At 69.0% G+C, this 20,017-nt stretch carries 21 protein-coding genes; 7 read left to right on the top strand and 14 right to left on the bottom strand.

Features of this window, described 5'->3' with window-relative positions:
* Positions 1-33: 33 nt before the first annotated feature.
* From IG04_RS0106385 to IG04_RS0106400, 4 genes are all read right to left on the bottom strand, one after another.
* Complete coding sequence (locus IG04_RS0106385) at positions 34-2,157, bottom strand: dipeptide ABC transporter ATP-binding protein (RefSeq protein ID WP_030475600.1); 2,124 nt, start codon at positions 2,155-2,157, stop codon at positions 34-36.
* Complete coding sequence (locus tag IG04_RS0106390) at positions 2,157-3,134, bottom strand: ABC transporter permease (RefSeq protein WP_211257690.1); 978 nt, start codon at positions 3,132-3,134, stop codon at positions 2,157-2,159. The genes IG04_RS0106385 and IG04_RS0106390 overlap by 1 nt, the downstream gene beginning before the upstream one ends.
* A 16-nt stretch (positions 3,135-3,150) precedes the next feature.
* Positions 3,151-4,128 (bottom strand): ABC transporter permease, encoded by a 978-nt coding sequence (locus IG04_RS0106395; RefSeq protein WP_030475602.1) that lies wholly within the window; start codon positions 4,126-4,128, stop codon positions 3,151-3,153.
* A gap of 488 nt (positions 4,129-4,616) precedes the next feature.
* A complete protein-coding gene (locus IG04_RS0106400; RefSeq protein ID WP_144065601.1) occupies positions 4,617-5,639 on the bottom strand; it encodes a hypothetical protein in 1,023 nt (340 codons plus the stop codon).
* An 18-nt stretch (positions 5,640-5,657) separates the two neighbouring features.
* Here IG04_RS0106400 and IG04_RS0106405 point away from each other — a divergent pair, with 18 nt between their 5' ends.
* Genes IG04_RS0106405 through IG04_RS0106415 form a run of 3 tightly spaced genes read left to right on the top strand, consistent with a single transcriptional unit; the run spans position 5,658 to position 8,068 of the window.
* Positions 5,658-6,143: a DUF6886 family protein gene (locus tag IG04_RS0106405; protein ID WP_030475604.1), complete on the top strand. Its 486-nt coding sequence runs from the start codon at positions 5,658-5,660 to the stop codon at positions 6,141-6,143.
* A gap of 9 nt (positions 6,144-6,152) precedes the next feature.
* Positions 6,153-6,803, top strand: coding sequence for a response regulator transcription factor (locus IG04_RS0106410; protein ID WP_030475605.1), 651 nt, complete (start codon positions 6,153-6,155; stop codon positions 6,801-6,803).
* Positions 6,800-8,068 carry a HAMP domain-containing sensor histidine kinase gene (locus IG04_RS0106415; protein ID WP_030475606.1) on the top strand — a complete coding sequence of 423 codons (1,269 nt, stop codon included), beginning with the start codon at positions 6,800-6,802 and terminating at the stop codon, positions 8,066-8,068. The genes IG04_RS0106410 and IG04_RS0106415 overlap by 4 nt, the downstream gene beginning before the upstream one ends.
* Here the strand turns inward: IG04_RS0106415 and IG04_RS0106420 are convergent.
* The gene (locus IG04_RS0106420; RefSeq protein ID WP_030475607.1) at positions 8,025-8,513 is read right to left on the bottom strand and encodes an SgcJ/EcaC family oxidoreductase; all 489 of its coding nucleotides are present in this window, start codon (positions 8,511-8,513) and stop codon (positions 8,025-8,027) included. The two genes, IG04_RS0106415 and IG04_RS0106420, sit on opposite strands and share 44 nt — an antisense overlap.
* Positions 8,514-8,635: 122 nt before the next feature.
* Here IG04_RS0106420 and IG04_RS0106425 point away from each other — a divergent pair, with 122 nt between their 5' ends.
* Entirely contained in the window at positions 8,636-9,013 is a 378-nt protein-coding gene (locus IG04_RS0106425) for a PH domain-containing protein (RefSeq protein WP_030475608.1), read from the top strand.
* Between the two features lie 311 nt (positions 9,014-9,324).
* Here IG04_RS0106425 and IG04_RS0106430 read toward each other — a convergent pair whose 3' ends face one another.
* Positions 9,325-9,762 (bottom strand): DoxX family membrane protein, encoded by a 438-nt coding sequence (locus IG04_RS0106430; protein WP_051769131.1) that lies wholly within the window; start codon positions 9,760-9,762, stop codon positions 9,325-9,327.
* Between the two features lie 107 nt (positions 9,763-9,869).
* The gene (locus IG04_RS0106435) at positions 9,870-10,529 is read right to left on the bottom strand and encodes a winged helix-turn-helix transcriptional regulator (RefSeq protein WP_030475610.1); all 660 of its coding nucleotides are present in this window, start codon (positions 10,527-10,529) and stop codon (positions 9,870-9,872) included.
* Positions 10,530-10,623: 94 nt separating this feature from the next.
* On the opposite strand from IG04_RS0106435, the gene IG04_RS0106440 reads away from it, so the two are divergent.
* The 3 genes from IG04_RS0106440 to IG04_RS0106450 all read left to right on the top strand — a co-directional run bounded on the left by IG04_RS0106440 (position 10,624) and on the right by IG04_RS0106450 (position 12,687).
* A complete protein-coding gene (locus tag IG04_RS0106440; protein ID WP_063758216.1) occupies positions 10,624-11,769 on the top strand; it encodes an acyl-CoA dehydrogenase family protein in 1,146 nt (381 codons plus the stop codon).
* A gap of 67 nt (positions 11,770-11,836) precedes the next feature.
* Positions 11,837-12,244: a VOC family protein gene (locus tag IG04_RS0106445; RefSeq protein WP_030475612.1), complete on the top strand. Its 408-nt coding sequence runs from the start codon at positions 11,837-11,839 to the stop codon at positions 12,242-12,244.
* 62 nt (positions 12,245-12,306) lie between these two features.
* Positions 12,307-12,687 (top strand): class I SAM-dependent methyltransferase, encoded by a 381-nt coding sequence (locus tag IG04_RS0106450; protein ID WP_051769036.1) that lies wholly within the window; start codon positions 12,307-12,309, stop codon positions 12,685-12,687.
* Here the strand turns inward: IG04_RS0106450 and IG04_RS0106455 are convergent.
* Genes IG04_RS0106455 through IG04_RS0106485 form a run of 7 tightly spaced genes read right to left on the bottom strand, consistent with a single transcriptional unit; the run spans position 12,684 to position 19,955 of the window.
* Positions 12,684-13,166 carry a hypothetical protein gene (locus IG04_RS0106455; RefSeq protein ID WP_030475614.1) on the bottom strand — a complete coding sequence of 161 codons (483 nt, stop codon included), beginning with the start codon at positions 13,164-13,166 and terminating at the stop codon, positions 12,684-12,686. The two genes, IG04_RS0106450 and IG04_RS0106455, sit on opposite strands and share 4 nt — an antisense overlap.
* 38 nt (positions 13,167-13,204) lie before the next feature.
* Entirely contained in the window at positions 13,205-14,917 is a 1,713-nt protein-coding gene (locus IG04_RS0106460) for a DUF2264 domain-containing protein (RefSeq protein ID WP_051769038.1), read from the bottom strand.
* Between the two features lie 31 nt (positions 14,918-14,948).
* A complete protein-coding gene (locus tag IG04_RS0106465; RefSeq protein ID WP_036013941.1) occupies positions 14,949-15,899 on the bottom strand; it encodes a hydroxyacid dehydrogenase in 951 nt (316 codons plus the stop codon).
* The gene (locus IG04_RS0106470) at positions 15,896-16,723 is read right to left on the bottom strand and encodes a carbohydrate ABC transporter permease (protein ID WP_030475617.1); all 828 of its coding nucleotides are present in this window, start codon (positions 16,721-16,723) and stop codon (positions 15,896-15,898) included. Before IG04_RS0106470 ends, IG04_RS0106465 begins: the two co-directional genes overlap by 4 nt.
* Complete coding sequence (locus tag IG04_RS0106475) at positions 16,723-17,598, bottom strand: carbohydrate ABC transporter permease (RefSeq protein ID WP_245816570.1); 876 nt, start codon at positions 17,596-17,598, stop codon at positions 16,723-16,725. The genes IG04_RS0106470 and IG04_RS0106475 overlap by 1 nt, the downstream gene beginning before the upstream one ends.
* Complete coding sequence (locus IG04_RS0106480) at positions 17,595-18,893, bottom strand: ABC transporter substrate-binding protein (protein WP_030475619.1); 1,299 nt, start codon at positions 18,891-18,893, stop codon at positions 17,595-17,597. Before IG04_RS0106480 ends, IG04_RS0106475 begins: the two co-directional genes overlap by 4 nt.
* 33 nt (positions 18,894-18,926) lie before the next feature.
* Positions 18,927-19,955, bottom strand: a complete 1,029-nt coding sequence (locus tag IG04_RS0106485; protein WP_030475620.1) for a substrate-binding domain-containing protein — start codon at positions 19,953-19,955, stop codon at positions 18,927-18,929.
* Positions 19,956-20,017: the final 62 nt, after the last annotated feature.

The raw sequence follows: 20,017 nt of genomic DNA on the forward strand, positions 1-20,017 counted from the left end.
CGTGCTCGCAGGTCTGCTGAGGCGACGGATGCATCAGAGGACCTGACGGATCTGGGCGAAGTGGCAGGCGGCCTCGTGGTCCGCGGCCTGCGTTTCGCGCGGTGGTTCGACTTCGATGCACTGACGCTGCTGCTCGGGCGGCAGCGACGCGTGCAGGAAGCAGCGGGTCCGGAAGCGGCAGCCGGACGGCGGGTTCGCCGGGCTCGGCAGGTCGCCGGTGAGGAGGATCCTCTCCCGCTGACGCTCCTTGACGGGATCGGGGATCGGGATCGCCGACAGCAGTGCCTGCGTGTACGGGTGGCGCGGCGCCTCGAACACCGAGTCCACCTCGCCGATCTCGATGATCTTTCCGAGGTACATGACGGCCACCCGGTCCGCGATGTGGCGCACCACCGACAGGTCGTGTGCCACGAACAGGTAGGCCAGGCCCAGCTTGGACTTGAGCTCCTCCAGCAGGTTGATGACACCCGCCTGGATGGAGACGTCCAGCGCCGACACCGGCTCGTCGAGCACGACGAGCTTCGGTTCGAGCGCGAGCGCCCGCGCGATGCCGATGCGCTGGCGCTGGCCGCCGGAGAACTCACCGGGGTAGCGCGACAGCTGCTCGGGACGCAGGCCGACGAGCCTCATCAGCTCCGGCACGCGCCGGTTGATCTCGTCCTTGGCGTAGCCGTGGACCTGCATCGGCTCGGCGATGCAGTCGTGGATCGTGAGGCGCGGGTCGAGCGACGCCATCGGGTCCTGGAAGACCACCGACATGTCGCGGCGGATCGCGAAGCGGCGCTTGCTGTCCACTTCGGACGACTTCGTGCCGAGCACGGAGATCTCGCCGCCCATGGGCTTCTGGAGGTTGAGGATCTCCATCAGCGTCGTGGTCTTGCCACAGCCCGACTCGCCGACGAGGCCCAGGGTCTCGCCCTCGCGGATGTCGAACGAGATGCCCGCCACCGCGTGCACGGTGCCGACGCGGCGCTTGAACACCACGCCCTTGTTGATCGGGTACTCCTTGACGAGGTCGTCGAGGCCCAGCACGATCTCGCGCTGCTCGCGCGGGATCTTCGCGACCTCGGGCTCGGCGGCCACCTCGGCACCGAAGATCTCGACGGCGGCCTCGGCGCCCTCGGCATCGCTCGCGGCGATCTCGTTGGTGCGGATGCACGCGGCGGCATGTTCGACGGAACCGTCGACGTCCATCAGCGGCGGCTCTGCGGTGTGGCAGGCGTCGACGACCATGGGGCAGCGCGGCGCGAACGGGCAGCCGTCGGGCAGGTCCGTGAGCGACGGCGGCTGGCCCTTGATCGGCACGAGCGCCTGCTTCTCGCTGACGTCGAGGCGCGGGATCGAGCCGAGCAGGCCGAGCGTGTACGGCATGCGCGGCTGCTGGTAGATCTCGTCGACGTTGCCCTTTTCGACGGCGCGGCCCGCGTACATGACCATCAGCCGGTCCGCGAACCCGGCGACGACGCCGAGGTCGTGGGTGATGATCACGATGCCCGCGCCGGTGACCTCCTGCGCGGTCTCGAGCAGCTGCAGCACCTGCGCCTGCACCGTCACGTCGAGCGCGGTGGTCGGCTCGTCGGCGATGATCAGGTCGGGGTCGTTGGCGATCGCCATCGCGATCACCGCGCGCTGCCGCATACCGCCGGAGAACTCGTGCGGGAACGCCTTGGCGCGCTCGACGGCGTTCGGGATGCCGACGAGGTCGAGCAGCTCGACCGCGCGCTTGGTGGCCGCCTGCTTGGACACCTTGCGGTGCACCAGGATCGCCTCGGCGATCTGGTCGCCGACGGTGAAGACCGGCGTCAGCGCGGACAGCGGGTCCTGGAAGACCATCGAGACGCGGCGGCCGCGGATCTTCGACAGCTCGCCGTCGCTGCGGCCGATGAGCTCACGGCCCTGGAACCTGATGGAACCGGTGATGCGCGCCGAGGACGGCAGCAGGCCCATGACCGCGAGCGACGACACGGACTTGCCCGAGCCGGACTCGCCGACGATGCCGAGTACCTCGCCGGGCGAGACGTGGTAGCTCAGGCCACGCACGGCCTGAACGCGACCGGACTCGCTCGGGAAGGACACGTGCAGGTCCTCGACCTGCAGAACCGGGCCGTCGACGACCGGGTCCGCCGGTGCGTCGAACTGGAGCTCCGAGGTGGTCATCAGGCGGCCTTCTCCTTGGTGTCCTTCTTCTCCTTGCGGCGCACGCGCGTGGAGGTGGGGTCGAGCGCGTCACGGAGCCCGTCGCCGACCCAGTTCACCGCCAGCACGAACACGACGAGGAACCCCGCCGGGAACAGGAACAGCCAGGGGAAGGTCGTCGCGGACTCGGCGTTGCCGCCGATCAGGGTGCCGAGCGAGACGTCGGGCGACTGGACGCCGAACCCGAAGTAGCTCAGGCCCGTCTCGGCGAGCACGGCGGAACCGACGTTGATGGTCGCGTCGATGATGAGCAGTGACGCCATGTTCGGCACGATGTGCTTGGCGATGATCTTGCGCGCGGGCTGGCCCATGAACTTGGCCGCCTTCACGAACTCGCGTTCCTTCAGCGTCAGCGTCATGCCGCGCACGATGCGGGCGGTGATCATCCATTGGAACGCCGCGAGCATCAGCACCAGCAGGAACCACGACTTGCCGCGGAACCACGGGCTCAGGATCGCGATGATCAGGAACGACGGCAGCACCAGCAGCAGGTCGACGACCCACATGAGCGTCTTGTCGGCGACACCGAGGAAGTAGCCGGCGGCCGCGCCGACGATCGCGGCCACGGTGGTCGAGATCAGCGCCACGAGCAGGCCGATGATCAACGACTTCTGCAGTCCGCGCATCGTCAGCGCGAACATGTCGGTACCGATCTTGTCGGTGCCGAAGATGTGCTCGGAGTAGGGAGGCTCCAGGAACGCGCTGTAGTCCTGGGTGTCGTAGCTCCACTTCGACAGCAGCGGGCCCACGAACGCCATCAGGTACATCCCGAGGATGACCACCAGGCCGATCAGCGCCAGCTTGTTGCGCATGAAGCGGATGAGCACCAGCCGGCCGCGCGTCATCGCCTTGCCCGGTTCGGGCGCCGCGTCGACTGGGCCACCGGAGGCGGCGCCGGTGGTTCCGGCGGCGTCCCCCTCGTTGAGGATCACGGTCACGTCGTCGTCACCTTGCCTAGTTCACGCGGATTCGGGGGTCGAGCGCGGCGTACAGCACGTCGGCGAGCCAGCCGGAGAACAGCACGCACACCGCGACGAAGAGTGTCACCGTGGCGGTGATGTTCGTGTCCTGCGCCGAGATGCCGGTGACGAGCCAGTCACCCATGCCGAACCAGCCGAAGATCCGCTCGGTGAACGTGCCACCGACGACGAGCAGGCCGAAACCGAACGCGAACAGGGTCGCCATCGGGATCAGCGCGGTGCGCAGGCCGTGCTTGAACAGCGCCTTGCGGCGGGTCAGCCCCTTGGCCTGGGCGGTGCGCAGGAAGTCGCTGCCGAGCACGTCGAGCATCGACGAACGCTGGTAGCGGCTGTAGTAGGCGATCTGGCCGAGCGCGATCGTGAGCGTCGGCACGATCAGGTGCTGCACCCGGTCGCCCAGGTGCTCGAACCAGTTGCCCTGGAATCCGGGTGTCGTCTCACCGACGAAGATCAGCACGTTGGTGCCGATCGAGTCGTTGATCCCCTGCGCGCCCATCTTCAGCAGCGTGCCCAGCACGAACACCGGCGTGGACAGCAGTATGAAGCTGAAGAGGGTCGCGAAGTAGTCGCTGAACTTGTACTGCCGGATCGCGCTCACGACACCGAGCAGCACACCGAACAGGATGCCGATCGTGATACCGAGCAGGAACAGCCTCAAACTCACGCCGATGCGCCTGCCGAGTTCGTCCGTGATCGGGCGATCGGTGATCGTGCGACCGAAGTCGCCCTGGACCACACCGCCCATCCACGTGACGAACCGCTGCGGGATCGGCTGGTCGAGGTGGAGGTCTCTCTTCTTCGCCTCGATCGATGCCGCCGGCGGCGGTGGGTTGCGTTGTTGCAGCACCCCGATCGGGTCAAAGGTGGCGGAGGCCAACGTGAACGCGAGGAACGTCGCCACTAGGGCGAGCACCACGTAGTTGACCAACCGCCGCAACAGAAATCCGGCCACCCGTGTTCAGTCCTCTCCCCGGTGGTTGCGACATCGGCACACTGGATTGCAGTGGACGAGTTGCAAGAGATTAACCGCCGATCCGGCGGACCGCTGCCCACCCCCGCCAATACGCGGAGGCCCCACTGACCGGGCCATAGTCACCCATGCGTGGAGGAAAGGTCGGCCGAACTGCCACATCAACAGTTGACTCTCGCCAATTGTGTGCCGAAGCGTGACCATTGTGCGGCCGGATCGCCGTATTCACCGTGAAGTCCTGTCTCACCACGGATGGATCTGACGCATCCGGGTGAATGCAATCACCGGAAGACGTGGGACAAGCAGCGCAATGTGATCATAAACCGGGCATCACTCTCTGAAGCACCTCGTACCTGCACCGTTACTGCATCGATGCGGACCAGGCCGGACGCCCGTCCAGCTCACCGACGGCTGGGCCGAACGGGGTGAACCGCGTCACAGCACGACGGGACCAGATGGCTTAGGCGAACCTAACCGAGGCGCCAGAGACGGCCGCCCGCGATCACGAAAACCTGGTCGCCGGCCTTCTCCACCGCGACCACCCTGCCGGACGGTCCCTCCGCCGGGCGTTCGTCCTTTTCCGACACCAGCTTCACGCCGCCGTGGTCGACGAACAACGTCGGGACGCCGTCGACGGAGACGGGCGCGGCGAGCGTGTCGTCGTCGCCGACCGGGATGTCCGGGGTCGTGAGCTTCTTCCACTCCGGTCCCGACCACCAGGCGAGCCTGCCCTTGCTGCGGCCCACGACGTGGCAGGTGCCGTCCCAGCAGCGGGCGGCCAGCGCGGCGTCACCGTCCGGGAGGGTCGCGGTGGTCCAGGTGGTGCCGTCGAACCGCCAGACCGCGGCACTCACCACGCCTTTCGCGATCTGCCAGCCCACCACGAGCGCGCCGTCGCCGTCCGGGGTGACGGCCAGCGGGAACCGCAGGAGTTCCTGCGAGCTTTCGAGGACGGTGCCGGCGGACGGCTGACGGGTCCAGGTGTCCGCGGCGTAGGTCCAGGCGGCGATGTCGAGGCCCGCCTTGGCGCTCTGCCAGGTGCCGATGACCAGCGGCCCCTTCGCGGTGCGCACCGGGCCGATCAACTCGCCCGCGCCGTAGCCGCCGAACGTGCTGAAGGCCTGCGGTTTCTCGTTGATGGCACGGGCGTCGCCGGTCCAGGCACTCCAGCGGACGTTGCCGTGCGCGCCGCCTCGTTCGCCGCCGACGCCGGTGATCGTGGTGCCGTCGGAGGCGAGGCCGTACCAGTGCGCTTCCTTGCCGTACGGGGTCGCCGGGGTCAGCCTGGAGTTGGACAGCGTGCCGTCCTTGGTCCGCGTGACGAGCTCGGGGTGGTCGGACGGGCGGGTGCCGATGACCAGCATGTCGCCGTGCGTCGTCAACGCTTCCGGCGTGGCCGTCAGGTCGACGGCGGTGAAGCCGACGGTGTTGCCCGCACCGCCTGAAGAGCAGCCGGCGAGGACCAGCAGAACCGCGAGCGTCAACCTGCGCATGCGCGCCAGTATGGCCACATGCGGCCCGAACACGACCAGGTGTTGCACTTCTCCGAAGATCCCTCGATCACCCGGTTCGTCCCGCATCGCGCGGAAACCGCGCGACAGGACGGCGAGTACGTGTGGGCGGTGGACGCCGCGCGCTCGCCCGGCTACTGGTTTCCGCGGCAGTGCCCGCGGGCGATGGCGTGGACGAGCACGACCAGGGTGCACGCGATCGAGTACGGGTGGCTGGAGCGGATGCGGACCGTGGAGCTGTACGCATACCGGTTCGACATCGAGCGGTTCCAGCCGTTCGAGGACCACGCCCACGTCGCGACCGAACCGGTGGTGCCGCTGGGTCCGGCCGAACGCGTCGGTGACCTGTTCGCGTTGCACGAGGAGGCGGGGATCGAACTGCGCGTGCTGGCCACCCTCTGGCCGTTCTGGGACGAGGTCACGGCCGGCTCGCTGGAGTTCAGCGGCATCCGGCTGCGCAACGCCCTGCCCCGATCAGTGGAATGATCTCCGCCCATGCGGGTGCTGCTGGTGGAGGACGACGAGCCGATCGCGGAATCACTCACGCGAGGGCTGTCCCGCTACGGGTTCGAGGTCCAATGGGTGCGCACGGGCGCGGAGGCGCTGACCGCCGGGGACTTCGCGGTGGTCCTCGTCGACCTCGGGCTGCCCGACATGGACGGCCTCGACGTCTGCCGTGAGCTGCGGGCACGCGGGGACGTGCCGATCATCGTCATCAGCGCGCGGTCCGACGAGGTCGACCGGGTGGTGGGCCTGGAGATCGGCGCCGACGACTACGTCACCAAGCCGTTCGGGGTGCGGGAGGTCGTCGCACGGATGCGAGCGGTCCTCAGACGCGCGCAACCCGCCCTGCGCGAACCGGCGACGCACGGGCGGGTGCGGATCGATCGGCGCGGGCGGCGGGTGCACCTCGACGGCGGTGAGGTCGAGCTGACGCCTAAGGAGTTCGACCTGCTGGCGTTCCTGGCCGAGGATCCGGGCGCGGTGTTCACCCGCGAGCAGATCATGGAGGCGGTGTGGGACGAGAACTGGTTCGGCCCCACCAAGACGCTTGACGTGCACGTCGGCGTGTTGCGCCGCAAGCTCGGTGACGCGGCCTCGCTGGAGACCGTGCGGGGCGTGGGTTTCCGGCTGGTGCTCACGTGATCCGCCAGCTCGCCTGGAGCTACGTGCTCCTGGTGGCGGTGGCGATCGCGGCGTTCACGGTGCCGGTCGCTTTCACGCTCAACCAGCAGCTCTACGACGACGCCGTGAACACCGCCCGGCGCGAGGCCGACACCGCCGCGTTGCTGCTCGCGTCCGGCGACACGAGGTCGTTGAACGCCTTGGCGGACGCCTACGAACGCCAGACCCCCGGCCGGATCGACGTCGTCGAACCCCAGCCGGAGTCGAAGGTCTGGGACTCCGAGGGACTGAAGCTCACGGTTCCGGCGACCACACCGGACGGCACGGTCGTCGGCGCGATCCGGCTGTCCTATCCGGACGATCGGATCACGCAGAGACTTTGGCAGATCTGGGGATTCCGCACCGCGCTCGCCGTGGGCGTGCTGATCCTGGCGGCGTTCCTGGGACTGTGGCTGGCGAAGCGGGTCACCCGGCCGTTGCGCGAGCTCAACGTGATGGCGGGCAGGCTGCGCGACGGCGACCTGACCGCGCGGGCCGAGGAGACGGGGCCGCCCGAGACCCGCACGCTCGCCCGCACCCTCAACACCGCCACCGAGACGATCGGCACGCTGGTCGGCTCGCAGCGCGCGTTCATCGGCGACGCCTCGCACCAGCTCCGCACGCCGCTGACCGCCCTGAGGCTGTCGCTGGACAACGTGGCGGACGGCGTCGAAGACCCGCTGGTCCGCGAGGACGTCGAGATGGCGACGGCCGAGGTCGTGCGGATGTCGCGGCTGGTCAACGGTCTGCTGGCGCTGGCCCGCGCCGAGGCCGACGTCCCCCACCCCGAACCGGTGCAGGTGCTCGACGTCGTCACGGAACGGTTCACCGCGTGGCGCGCCGCCGCCGACGAACGCTCGATCTCCCTGGTCAGCGAGGGCTTCGACATCCGCGTCCTCGCCACGCCGGGACACCTCGAGCAGGTGCTGGACAACGTGCTGTCCAACGCGCTGGAGGTGTCCCCGGACGGCGCCACGATCCTCGTCCGCACCACCCGGCCGGGCCTGCTGGAGGTCATCGACGCCGGCCCCGGCCTGCCGGAGGCCGACCGGGCGCGGGCGTTCGACAGGTTCTGGCGCGGCCTCGGCCTCACCGGCAAGGGCGGATCGGGCCTCGGCCTCGCCATCGTGAAGCAACTCGTCACCGACGACGGTGGCGCGGTGTCGCTGGAGGACGCGTCCAGCGGCGGGTTGTGCGTGCGGATCAGGCTTGCTCCGGCATCGCAGACGAGTGGTGGTTCACGATGAGCCACTTCCCGTCGACCTTCTCGTAGACGAACGTGTACCGCGCGTCGACGGTCGTCGGTGTGCCGTCCTTGGTGAGCGCGAACCGGTAGGTGCCGGCGTCGATCGCGTCGTCGTCGTCCAGGACGGCGACGTGCGAGTCGAGGATGGTGCCGCTCGGCTTGTTCTGCAGGAAGTGCTCGAAGTAGTCGACGATCTCGGCCCGCGTGGACCGCACCTGGTTCGACACCGTGGGCAGCAGAACCGCGTTCGGAGCGTAGTGATCGGCCACCTTCTGGGCGTCGCCCGTTGCGAGGGACGCGTTCCAGTCGGCGAACAACGCCCTGACCTGTTCGGTCGTCGGCCGCTCGGCCGAACCCGTGACCGTTTGCGCTGGGGCGCTGGAACATCCCACGAGCAGGGCGGTCGCCCCGGCCAGTCCGGCGGCTCCGATGAAGTGCTTGCGCATTGTGTCGTTCTCCCCGATCGAGTGGCTGTTGAGATCCACTTTCGAGGAAGGACCGGAAGCGTCCGGACAGCAGCGGCCCAGCACCGGGACAAGGTTTCGGAAAGCCTGGTAAACGTGGACGTATGGGACTTCTCAGCGGAATGATGGGGAACGCGTCGAAGCTCGACCCGCGGGACGCCGCGAAGGAGTTCGGGCGGCTGCTCGCGCACGGCGAGCAGATCCACGAGGCATACCAGCTGGTGCGCGATTCGTTCCTGTTCACCGACCGGAGGCTGATCCTGGTCGACAAGCAGGGCGTGACGGGCAAGAAGGTCGAGTACCACTCGGTGCCGTACAAGGCGATCACGCAGTTCTCAGTCGAGACGGCCGGTCATTTCGACCTGGACGCCGAGCTGAAGATCTGGGTCTCCGGCGGCGAGGCGCCGATCTCCAAGCAGTTCGGCAAGGGTGTCGACGTCTACGAGGTGCAGGCGCTGCTGGCGGCGTTCGTGTCCCGGTAGCACCGCCTGCGAGCCGATCGCCACGGCGATCTCGGCCAGCGCCACGAGCAGCGCGGTGACGGCGTGGCCGGTGTCGAGCAGGAGGTTCGCCGCGGTCAGGGCCACCGGCACCACCCGGCCGCGGACCAGCACTCGCAGGACGGCGGTGGCGCAGCGGGTGGTGGACATTTCCGTTCTCCTCCAACGTTCCGGCTCTCACAGATACGTCGAACGGCGCCCTCCGAAATCGACCGCGCAAGCCGGGAATCGTGGTCCGGCAACAAAAAATCCCTCGCAGGCCCAGGGCCTGCGAGGGATGTCGGCGGAGCGGTCTAGCGGGCCTGCAGCATCGGGCGGAACTTGTCGCGGTAGGCCCAGGCGAGGCCGATCTCGGCGACGGTCACGAACAGCCCCATCGCGAAGCCGCTCGTGTCCAGGAACACGTGGTACAGAAAGATGTTCACGACCATCGGGGCCAGCAACGCCAGCGCCAGCGGCACGAACCGGCCGGTGAGCAGCAGGACGCCCGCGAGGACCTGGACGCCGGAAGCCAGGTGCAGCATGTAGCCGGTCGCGGAGAGCGCCAGGGTGAACGCCACCCCGGCGGGCGCCATCGTGCTGGGATCCGGTGCGGGCATGAAGTTCAGCCACCCGTTCAACCCCGTCGCGGTGAACAGCAGGCCGACGAGCACGCGGGTCACGAGCGTGGTGTGGCGGGCGGCGGCCGACTTGCGGGTGACGCGGGCGGGGGCGGCGATCGTGGCGGTCATGTCGAGTTCCTCCTGGGCTGTCGTGTCCTTCCACTGATGCGTCGAACGGGCGGCACCCCGCATCGACACGACGGCCAAGAAATCTTCGAAAAACTTGTTTGCGCTGGTCAGACTCGTGCCGCGCGCACGTGCTCCGCGACCGGGCTGAGCTTGAGCCACTCCGGCAGGCCGCGCACCACCCAGCGCGTGCCGGTCAGCTCGATGGCACCCGCGCGCACCGCGTCGAGCAGGCCGACCTCGCCCTCCCACATCCGGAAGAGCGTGGCGATGTCGGACGCCAGCACCGCGTCGACCTCCAGGCCCGGGTCGGTGTAGCAGATCGAGGCGTCACCGGGTTCGACGACGAGCCAGAACGTGCGGCGGCGGTCGTTGATGCGGACCTCGATGTTCGCGCGCTTGTCCAGCGTGCCGGTGTCGATGCGGCCGTGCATCCACCACATCAGCACCTCGGGGTCGAGCTCGTCGGCGCGGGGATCGCCGAACGCGTAGCGGGCACCCCAGTCGGCGAGGCCGAACACCAAGGGGCGCAACGCCTGCCCGGCCGGCGTGAGCAGGTAGCCGTCACCGGTGCGCTGCACCAGACCCGCGCTCGCGAGCTGCCGCAGCCGCCGCGACAGCAGAGCGCGCGAAAGCCCCGGCAGGCCGCGGGAGAGCTCGTTGAAGCGCGAGGCACCGACGAGCATGTCCCGCACGATCAGCAACGTCCACCGGTCGCCCAGCACCTCGACGGCGCGGACGATCGGGCAGTACTGCGCATACGTCCTCACAGGGGAAGTCTCCGTCGCGGCGGGGGTTTCGTTACCGCCGTCCGGTTCACTTTCAGAACTACCCGCGGGCCTTGCGCGTTCTTACGTTTGTCGCATGACAACACTTGACGCACCACGGGTGACCAGCACGTTCCCCACCGTGACCAGAGACGGCGACGACAAGTTCGCGGAGATGGCCGCGCGCATCGGTGCCATCGCGGCCGTCAACGCGACCGAGCACGATCGCGACGCCACGTTCGTGAGCGAGGCGTACGAGGCCATGCGCGAGGAGGGCTACCTGGCGTTGGCGGTACCCGAGGAACTGGGCGGGCTCGGCGCCACGATGCGCCAGGTCTGTTACGCGCAGGCCGAGCTCGCACGGCACGACGGCGCCACCGCGCTGGCCGTCACCATGCACCTGTACCTGACGCTGATGCAGGCCTACCGGCGTCGCAAGGGCGCACCGGACGCGGAGGGCGTGCTGCGGCGCGTGGCCGCGGAAGGCCTGGTCATCGCGACCAGTGGCGGCTCCGACTGGCTGTGGCCCACGACTACGGCGACGCCCGTGGACGGCGGCTTCCTGGTGAACGGGCGCAAGACGTTCTGCAGCCAGTCGCCGCGCGCGAACGTCGTGGCCACCTCCGCCGTCCTCGGCGAGGAGGTGCTGCACTTCAGCGCCCCGTTGAACGCCGGCGGCGTGCGCATCGAGGAAACGTGGGACACGCTCGGCATGCGCGGCACGGCCAGCCACGACGTGGTGCTGGAGGACGTGTTCATCCCGGCCGAGAAGATCGCCGCCCGCCGCCCCTACGGCGAGTTCGGCGTACCCCTGTTCGCCGCCGTCGTCCACTTCGCGCCGGTGTGCGGGGCGACGTACTTCGGCATCGCGGCGGGCGCGCGGGACGTGGCCGTGCGGTCGACGTCGAAGAGCGCCACCCGGCAGATCGGGCTGATGGACTACAAGCTGCGCACCGCGTGGTGGTCGCTGATGGGCTCGATCGACGAGCTCGGCGAGGACTACACGGCCAACGCCGAGTCGACCACCACGGTGATGCTCGCCAAGCGCCAGGCCGTCGTGGAGGCGATCGAGGTCGTGAACGTCGCGATGGAGGTCCTGGGTGGACGGTCGTTCTTCCGGCGTTCACCGCTGGAGCGCGCCTACCGCGACGTGCGCGCCGGGACGTTCCACCCGCTCACGCCCGAAGCCACACTCATGTACGCAGGCAAGGTCGCTCAGGGTGACCCCGGAGTCACTGAGTAAGTTCGAGTTGTAGGTGTGCCAAGGGTTTGCGAGGATTCGTGTCCGTCTTCCATAAGGAGCGATTCCGGTGGCAACTCGCCTCAACCCGTACATCAGCTTCGACGGTCAGGCCCGCCAGGCGATGGAGTTCTACCACTCGGTCTTCGGCGGAGAGCTGAAGATGAACACCTTCGGTGAGTTCGGCATGCAGGACACGCCGCAGGCCGACCAGATCATGCACGCGCAGCTGGAGACCGACCGCGGCTACACGATCATGGCCGCCGACACGCCGCCCGGCATGGAGTACAAGCCGGGCTCCAGCATCACGGTGTCGCTGTCGGGCGACGAAGAGGTGCTGCGCGACTACTTCAACGCCCTCGCCGAGGGTGGCAAGGTCGGTACGCCCCTGGAGAAGCAGATGTGGGGCGACGAGTACGGCGACCTCGTCGACAAGTTCGGTGTGAACTGGATGGTCAACCTGGGTGGACTGGGCTGACGGACGTTCCGGCGGGGCTGCGGGAGTAGCCCCGCCCGCCGCGCTGACGCATGATGTGGACCATGAGCGAGCGTCTGCGGGGTGTGGTCGGCCAACTCGCGATCCGGCCCGGTGACCGGGTGCTGGAGATCGGCTGCGGCCAGGGCGTGGCCGCCACGATGGTGTGCCAGCTGCTGTCCACCGGCACGCTCACCGCCATCGACCGCTCCACCAAGATGATCGAGGCCGCGACCCGCCGCAACGCCGCGTACGTGGCGTCGGGCAGGGCCGAGTTCCTCATCGCGTCGCTGGAGGACATGAACCTCGGCGACCGGCGGTTCGACCTGGTGTTCGCGGTGCGGGTCGGGCTGTTCCACCGCGATCCCGACCGCGCGCACGCGTTGCTGGAGCCGTGGCTCGAGCCGGGCGCGCGGGTGATGTCGTTCTTCGACGTGCCGGTCTAGATCCGGGCGAACAGGTCGGCGATCAGCCTCTTCGACGGCTCGACGCCCGCGGGCGACATCACCTCGATCTGGGTCTTGCCCTTGCGCGCGGCCACGGTGTGCTGGGCGGTCTCGGCCCCGCCCGCGCTGGACTCGTAGGCCTCGTCGAACAGGCCCTCGATGGCCTTGGCCTTCTCCGGCTTGCCCTTGGCGAACGTCGCGGCGGTCGCGTTGCTGGTGAACCGCACCTCGACCGGCATGCCGGCGCCCACGTAGTTGCAGGTCGTCACGGCCTTGTCGACGCTCTCCCGCTGGCCCTGCAGCCTCAGGTTGAGCGCCTTGCCCACGACGGAGGAGTTGGCGTTCGCGCAGTTCGGGCCGTTGCCGGCGGGCTGCTCGGCCGTCGTCTGGGTCGCGGGGGCCTGCGACGGGGCGGCCTGCGGTTCGGACGTGCAGGCGGCGAGCAGGAACGCGGCGGCGGCGAGGAGGGTGATGCGCACATCCCTTCATCGAGCCTGCCGCCGCCGCGTTACCCCGTTCAGGCGTCCAGGGTCAGCCGGAGGATCTCGTCGACACGGGCGTTCCAGTCCACTTCCGCGACGGAGCCGTTGAGAACCGCCACCGCCGCGAGAGTCACGGTGCCCTCTACGTCCGCGGTCAGCACGGGGACCTTCGCGGTGGCGACGAACGCCGTGCCCTGCGGCGCGGGCCGCGACTCCGTGCCCGTCCAGCCCCGCACACCGACCAACGGCGACGGCAGGTCCGTGGCCCAGCCGGTGAGCTCGGCCGTCGTACCGGGCGGTGCGCCGATCACGCGGTGAATGCGCAGCTCCTGGTCGTCCCAGACCGCCGTGACGCTCTCGATCCGCAGGCCCGGCACCGTGGGCTGGTTCGCGTCGAACACCGGCCGGTGCCAGGACGCGGCCCAGTTGTCCCGCGCGCCCAGCGGATGGATCCGCCTGCGCACGCTGCGGTCGCCCCTGACGAGGAGGCTGATGTGGTTGTCGGCGACGTTGTGCTTCGCGGTCGGACCACTGGCCGTCGAGTAGGCGAAGCGGCTGTAGAGAGGGTCGTCCTCGGTCGCGTACTCGCCCTCGAACGGCCGCACGTGGTCGCTGCCGTGGTTGTGCAGCCGCGTCACGCCGTGGTGCCGCTGGATCAGGAAGCCCGGGCCGGGCAGCGCCAGCGTCCGGTCCTCGTCCGGGCTCTCCTCCGTTGCTGTCCACAGTGGATGATCAGGGCCGGCGAGCAGGCAGACGAACGCCTTCGACGCCCAGTACGGCGAGGCCGGCCCGGAGTAGGGCTGCAGACTCGCCTCGTGCGGGCCGTGCCAGCCGAGGCTGAGCAGGCCGTCGGACAGCGATCCCCGGTCCAGGAAGTACCGGAGGTTCTGACTGATGAGGTGACGGGAATGGCCGGGACTCAGCGGAGTCTCGCCGGTGAGCGCGCCCAGCGCCACGGCCGACGCGGCGGCGAAGCGGTAGGTGAGCGACCGTCCGAAGTAGAGCGGGGCGCCGTCCGCGCCGAACAGCAGGTGGAAACTCTCCAGGTGCTCGCGCAGGTGCGTGGTGACGGGACGGCCGTCGAGGTGGGCGTCCAGCGCCGGGTAGAGGTGCAGCGCCCAGCCGTTGTAGTGGTCGAACGCGCGGCCGTCGCCGTCGGAGTACCAGCCGTCGCCGACGTACCAGCCTTGGAGCAGTTCCATCGCGCGGGCTTTCGCCTGGCGGGTCTCGTCGTCACCGCGTCCGGCCGACTCCAGGAACGACGCCACGGTGTACGGGAAGAAGTACCAGTTGTTGGCGGCGGGAACGTGCCGCAGCGCTTCCCGCAGCCAGGCCTCGGCGCGGTCCTGCACCGCCTCCGGGAGCTTGTCCCAGAGCCGCGGCTTGGTGAGGCGCAGGCCCAGCGCCACGGAGGCCGACTCGACCATGGGCTGGCCGACGTCGAAGATCGCGGGCCACTCCCCCGCCGTGCCGGCCGCCAGCCCCGCGGCGTAGCGCTCCAGCCAGTTGTGCGGATCCTCGCCGTGTGCGGTGCGGAAGGCGGCGGCGAGGAACGTGCGGGCGTAGCCCTCCAGGCCGTCCGACCGGACACCGCTGCGTGAGGGACGGCCGGGGAGGTCGAGGAAGGCCTGGTCGGGGGACGCGTACCGCCAGGCGGTGGCGAGCAGGCCGTCGGCGGCGGCCACCCAGTGCTCGCGGGTGAGGCCGGTGCGGGGGCTGAGGACGTGGTCGGGGTCTGGCAGCTTCACTCGATGTGGTCCCTTCGGTCGTCTGGCAGCCTCACGCGATTCGCTCTCGTCTCTCGGCCGGCACCGGAGTCGCGAACGGCATCCCCGCCACCCGCCGGCGGACCTCGTCCACGGCGTGGCGGCCGAGCCGGCCCCACTCGTTGCCCTGCGAGCCGGCCAGGTGCGGGGTGATGAGCACGTTGTCGTGGTGCCACAGCGGGTGGTCCGCCGGCAGCACCTCCGGGTCGGTCACGTCCAGCACCGCCCGGATGCGACCGGCCTCCGCGACGAGCGCGTCCTGGTCCAGCACGGCGCCGCGGGCGGTGTTGATCAGCACGGCGTCGTCGCGCAGCAGGCCCAGCAGCTCGCGGCTCACCAGGCCCGTGGTCTCCGGCAGCAACGGCGTGTGCACGCTGACGACGTCGCTGCGTTCGAACAGCTCGGTAAGGCTCACGGACTCGGCACCGTCCACTTCGGTCACGAACGGGTCGTGCACCAGCACGTGGAAATCGTAGGGCTCCAGCAGCTCGATCACCCGGCGGCCGATCATCGACGCGGACAGGATGCCGACCGTGGCACCGAAGTTGCCCACCGAGGCCGGAACCCCGTACACCGACATCCGCTTGGTCTCGCGGTAGTCGCGGGCGCGTTCGAGCACCCGCTTGCCGCTGAGCAGGATCATCGCGACGGTGTACTCGGCGACCGGCAGCGCGTTGGCCTGCGCGGCCGACGACACCGCGATGCCGCGTTCCCAGCAGGCGTCGGTGACGAAGCCCTTGACCGAGCCGGCGGTGTGCACGATCGCCTTCAGGCGGGGCAGCCGGGCGAGCACCTCGGCGGTGATCGGCGGGCAGCCCCAGCCCGTGACAAGCAGGTCGACGTCGGGGACCTCGGCGAAGTCGGGGCGGACGCCCGCGAAGTCGCAGACCGCCTGCAGATCGTGGAGCACGGGCGTGAGAACGGCTTCGGCGGCTTCCGCCGACATCACGCCCGCAGCCCTCACTTGACGGCTCCCGCGGTCATGCCGGCCTTCCAGAACCGTTGCAGCAACATGAAAGCGAGGATCAGCGGCAGCACCGCGAAGAGAGATCCCATGATCACCACCGGGTAGTATTCGGGAGAGACAGTGGCCGAGCTGTTCCACTGGTAGAGGCCGAGGCTGACGGGGTAGAGCAACTGGTCGGAGAGCATGACCATGGGCAGGAAGAAGTTGTTCCAGATCGTGGTGAGCTGGAACAGGAACAGCGTGACCATGCCCGGTCCGAGCATCCTGAAAGCGACCTTGAAGTAGGTGGCGAGGTCACCCGCGCCGTCGATGCGGGCGGCCTCCAGCACCTCGTCCGGCACGTAGCCCTGCGCGAAGATCCGGCCGAGGTAGACGCCGAACGGGTTGAACAGCGCCGGGATGAACACCGCCCAGAACGTGTTCACCAGGCCCGCCTCGGACGCCATCAGGTACAGCGGCAGCGCGAGCACGGTCTGCGGCACCATGACCGCCGCGAGCACGAGCCCGAAGAGCTTCTCCTTGTGGCGGAAGGCGTACTTGTCGAACGCGTAGCCCGCGGCGATCGAGATGAACGCGCTGACCGCCGCGCCGATCACGGCGTACAGCAGGCTGTTGAGATACCAGCGCGGGTACAGGCCCTTGTCCATCGCGAAGAGGTTCTTGACGTTCTCCACCAAGGAGAAGCCACCGAACAGGTCGCTGTTGAACAGGGCGTCGACGTTCTTCGTGGCGGCGAGCACCAGCCACATCACCGGCAGCAGGGTGTAGAGCACCGAGATACCGATGACCACGTTCACCGTGGTCCGGCCGAGGAGGGTCATCAGGCGGCCTTCCTGTTCGTCCAGCGGGTGACGCCGTAGGACAGCGCGACCGTGAAGGCCAGCAGGATCACGGACGCGGCCGCGGCGAGGCCGTAGTTGTTGCGGGTGAAGGCGGCGTCGAAGATGTACATGCTCGGCGAGAACCGGGCGCTGATCATCGGGGTGGACTGGCTGAGCAGCACGGGTTCGGTGAACAGCTGCAGCGCCCAGATCAGGGTGAAGATGCCGACCGTGACGATCGCGCCGCGCACCAGCGGGGCCTTGATGCGCAGAGCCTGCTTGACCGGGCCCGCACCGTCCACGACGGACGCTTCCAGGACCTCGCGCGGCACAGCCTGCAACGCGGCGTAGAAGATCACCATGTTGTAGCCGAGGTTGCTCCACAGGGCGATGTTCACGATCGACGGCAGGACGGTGTCGATGCCGAGGAAGCTGATCTGGATGTCCGCCTTGGCGAACAGGTCGATGATCGGGCTCAGGCCGGGTGTGTAGAGGTAGAGCCAGATCAGCGCGGCGATGATGCCCGGCACGGCGTGCGGCAGGTAGAGGCTCATCTGCGCCCAGCTGCGCAGCTTCGCCACGCCGGAGTCGAGCAGCAGCGCGAGGGTGAGCGCGCCGGCGACCATCAGCGGGATGTAGAGCAGGCAGTACAGCACGACGGTGAGGAGGCTGCCCAGGAACGTCGGGTCGCTGAGCACGGCTCCGTAGCTGCGCAGGCCGACGAACACCGTGCTCTCCGGGCCGAAGCCCAGTCCCGGCTGGTCGGCGGCGAAGAAGCTGAGCCAGACCGCCGTACCGGTCGGGATCAGGAAGACCGTGATCAGCAACAGGAAGAACGGCGCCATCAGGACGGCGCAGGCGAGCTTGCCCTTCACCGCGAACCCTCCTCAATGGACAGTCCGAGCGCCTTCAGGTCGGGCATCGTGCCGCTCTGGGCCTCCCGCACCGCCTCGATCAGCGTGCCGGCACCGGCGCCGGCCTTCGCGAACCCGTCCTGCATGACCTTCAGGGTGGCGGTCATCCGCGGGCCCCACACCCAGCCGTCGCGGATCTTGTCCGCCTCCTGCTGGAAGAGCCGGTAGATGTCCTGGCCGCCGTAGTACTCGCCGGGGAACGCCTTGGCGCCCGCCTCGACGAGGCCCGGTGCGACCGGGTACTGGCTGCTGGTGCCGCTCTTCAACCGAGCCGTCAGCGCGTCCGGGTGGGTGCACTGCCACTCGATGAACTCCATCGCGGCCTCGGGTTCGGCGGAGTCCTTGGTGATCGCGAACGTCGAACCGCCGTGCGTGCCGACGACCTGCTCGTCCCAGACCGGCATGGGGGCGATGCGCCACTTGCCCTTCTGCGCGGGCCTCGACCGCATCTGCGCGCCCGCGTCCCACGCGCCGCTCAGCCTGGTGATCACCCGGTCCTGGCCGATCTGCGCGTCGTGCTGCTTGCTGTCGCCCGCGTTGCGGAACACCAGGTCCTCGTCGATCAGGCCCTGCCAGTAGGCGGCGACCTTCCGGGTGGGCTCGTCGGCGAGGGACACGCGCCACTTGCCGCCGCTGGTGTCGAACCACTGCGCGCCGGCCTGCCAGGCGTAGCAGGCGAACTGCGTGCCGCCGTCCGTCGGGAAGATCGCGAGCTTCTTGTCCGGGAACCTGGACTTGACCGTCCTGGCGAGTTCCGCGAACTCGTCCCAGGTCGCCGGGAGCTCGAAACCGTTGGCCTCGAACAGGTCCGCGCGGTAGTGCAGGACCATCGGCTCGACGTCGAGCGGGACGCTGAACACGCGGTCGTCGAACGTCGTGAGCTTGAGCGCCTGCGGCAGCAGCTTCTGCTTCAGGCGGTCGGTCACGAGGTCGGTGATGTCCCTGGCCACGCCGTCGATCGCGTACCCCGGGACCTGCGGGTACTCGATCGTGGCGATGTCCGGTGCGTTGCCCGCACGAGCCGCGTTGCTGAGCTTGGCGTAACCGCCCTGCCCGCCGGAGGGGATCTGCTGGAAGACCACCCTGATGCGGTTCTGCGAGGAGTTGAAAGCGTCGACGACCTGCTGGCTACCGCGCAGGGCCGACCAGAACGTGATCTCTACCGGACCTCCGGCACCGCGGCGTTGCGGAGTGGAGCAGGCCGCCAACGGTGCCGTGAGGCCCGCCGCGAGAAGTGTGCGACGACTCAGGCGCATGGATCGCATCCTGATCGCCTGATCGGTTTGCCGTCAAGAAACGTTCAAACGCTCAGTCGATGAGCGGATCTTCAACGTGGGCAGCAGCTCGATGCGTTCGGTGGCCGCGACCTGGCCTTTCAGCTTCCGAAGCAGCAGTTCGGCGGCGACTCTGCCGACCTCGGTCTTCGGTGGCGCGACGGCCGTGAGCGGGATGCTGCCGAGCGACGCGACCACGTCGTCGTACGACACGACCGAGCACATCCGCGGCACCTCCATCCCGGCGTGCAGCAGCTGCTGGACCAGCATCAACGCGTCCTCGTCGCCGTGCAGCACCGCCGCCGTGGCCCGACGCTCGCGCAACACGTCCACGAGCCCGGTGTCCGGCGAGCTCCGCACCGTGACCGCGTCCTCCAGGTCCGCCGAGATCTCGCGGAACGCCCTGCGCAGCACCCGCGCCGTCGGGCTGTCGTCGCGTGCGGCGAGCACGATCCGCCGATGCCCGAGGTCGGTCAGGTGCTTCACGGCCAGATGCATGCCATACCAATGATCCGAGCACACGGAGTTCATCGCCCGCAGGCCTCCGCTCGGGCGTCGTTCCATGAGAACGGTCGGCACGCCCGTGTCCGCGAGCCAGTCGTCCTCGGCCTCCTCCTCGAACGTGCGCCACCGCGGTGCCATCAGCAGCCCCTGCACCGGCTCGGTCAGCGCCTTCTCGACGATGGGCCGTTCCGCGCCCCTGGCCTGCGGCGCGATGTGCAGGACCACCCGCATGCCGGCCTCTTCGAGGGTCTTGCGGGCGCCGTTCATCGTCTCGTAGAGGTACGTGTGGCGCTCCGGCACGACCAGCGCGATCGCCCCGTTCGTGGCCTGCCTGGGCTCCGGCTGCTCGACCGGCGTGAGCGAGCGCGCGACGCCGTGCCCGCGCCGCAGCTTGCCGAGCCGCGCGAGCTCCTCGACGTCGCGCCGGATCGTGACGATCGAAACGTCCAGCTCCCCGGCCAGATCGCTCACCCTGACCGTGCCCCGCGACGCCGTGACGGCCAGGATCCGCTGCCGCCGTGCCTCGCTGGACTCCCGCATGACCGACCGCCTGTTCGTTTGAGCGTTTTGCGCGAGCATAGCTGAAACGGCTCTCAGCGACC

Source organism: Lentzea albidocapillata, assembly GCF_000719115.1.
Taxonomy (GTDB): Bacteria; Actinomycetota; Actinomycetes; order Mycobacteriales; family Pseudonocardiaceae; genus Lentzea; species Lentzea albidocapillata.

Coding starts and splice junctions, on each gene's coding strand:
- IG04_RS0106385 (WP_030475600.1), bottom strand. CDS start 2,157: ATGACCACCTCGGAGCTCCAGTTCGACGCACCGGCGGACCCGGTCGTC.
- IG04_RS0106400 (WP_144065601.1), bottom strand. CDS start 5,639: ATGCGCAGGTTGACGCTCGCGGTTCTGCTGGTCCTCGCCGGCTGCTCT.
- IG04_RS0106405 (WP_030475604.1), top strand. CDS start 5,658: ATGCGGCCCGAACACGACCAGGTGTTGCACTTCTCCGAAGATCCCTCG.
- IG04_RS0106410 (WP_030475605.1), top strand. CDS start 6,153: ATGCGGGTGCTGCTGGTGGAGGACGACGAGCCGATCGCGGAATCACTC.
- IG04_RS0106420 (WP_030475607.1), bottom strand. CDS start 8,513: ATGCGCAAGCACTTCATCGGAGCCGCCGGACTGGCCGGGGCGACCGCC.
- IG04_RS0106425 (WP_030475608.1), top strand. CDS start 8,636: ATGGGACTTCTCAGCGGAATGATGGGGAACGCGTCGAAGCTCGACCCG.
- IG04_RS0106430 (WP_051769131.1), bottom strand. CDS start 9,762: ATGACCGCCACGATCGCCGCCCCCGCCCGCGTCACCCGCAAGTCGGCC.
- IG04_RS0106440 (WP_063758216.1), top strand. CDS start 10,624: ATGACAACACTTGACGCACCACGGGTGACCAGCACGTTCCCCACCGTG.
- IG04_RS0106450 (WP_051769036.1), top strand. CDS start 12,307: ATGAGCGAGCGTCTGCGGGGTGTGGTCGGCCAACTCGCGATCCGGCCC.
- IG04_RS0106470 (WP_030475617.1), bottom strand. CDS start 16,723: ATGACCCTCCTCGGCCGGACCACGGTGAACGTGGTCATCGGTATCTCG.
- IG04_RS0106480 (WP_030475619.1), bottom strand. CDS start 18,893: ATGCGCCTGAGTCGTCGCACACTTCTCGCGGCGGGCCTCACGGCACCG.
- IG04_RS0106485 (WP_030475620.1), bottom strand. CDS start 19,955: ATGCGGGAGTCCAGCGAGGCACGGCGGCAGCGGATCCTGGCCGTCACG.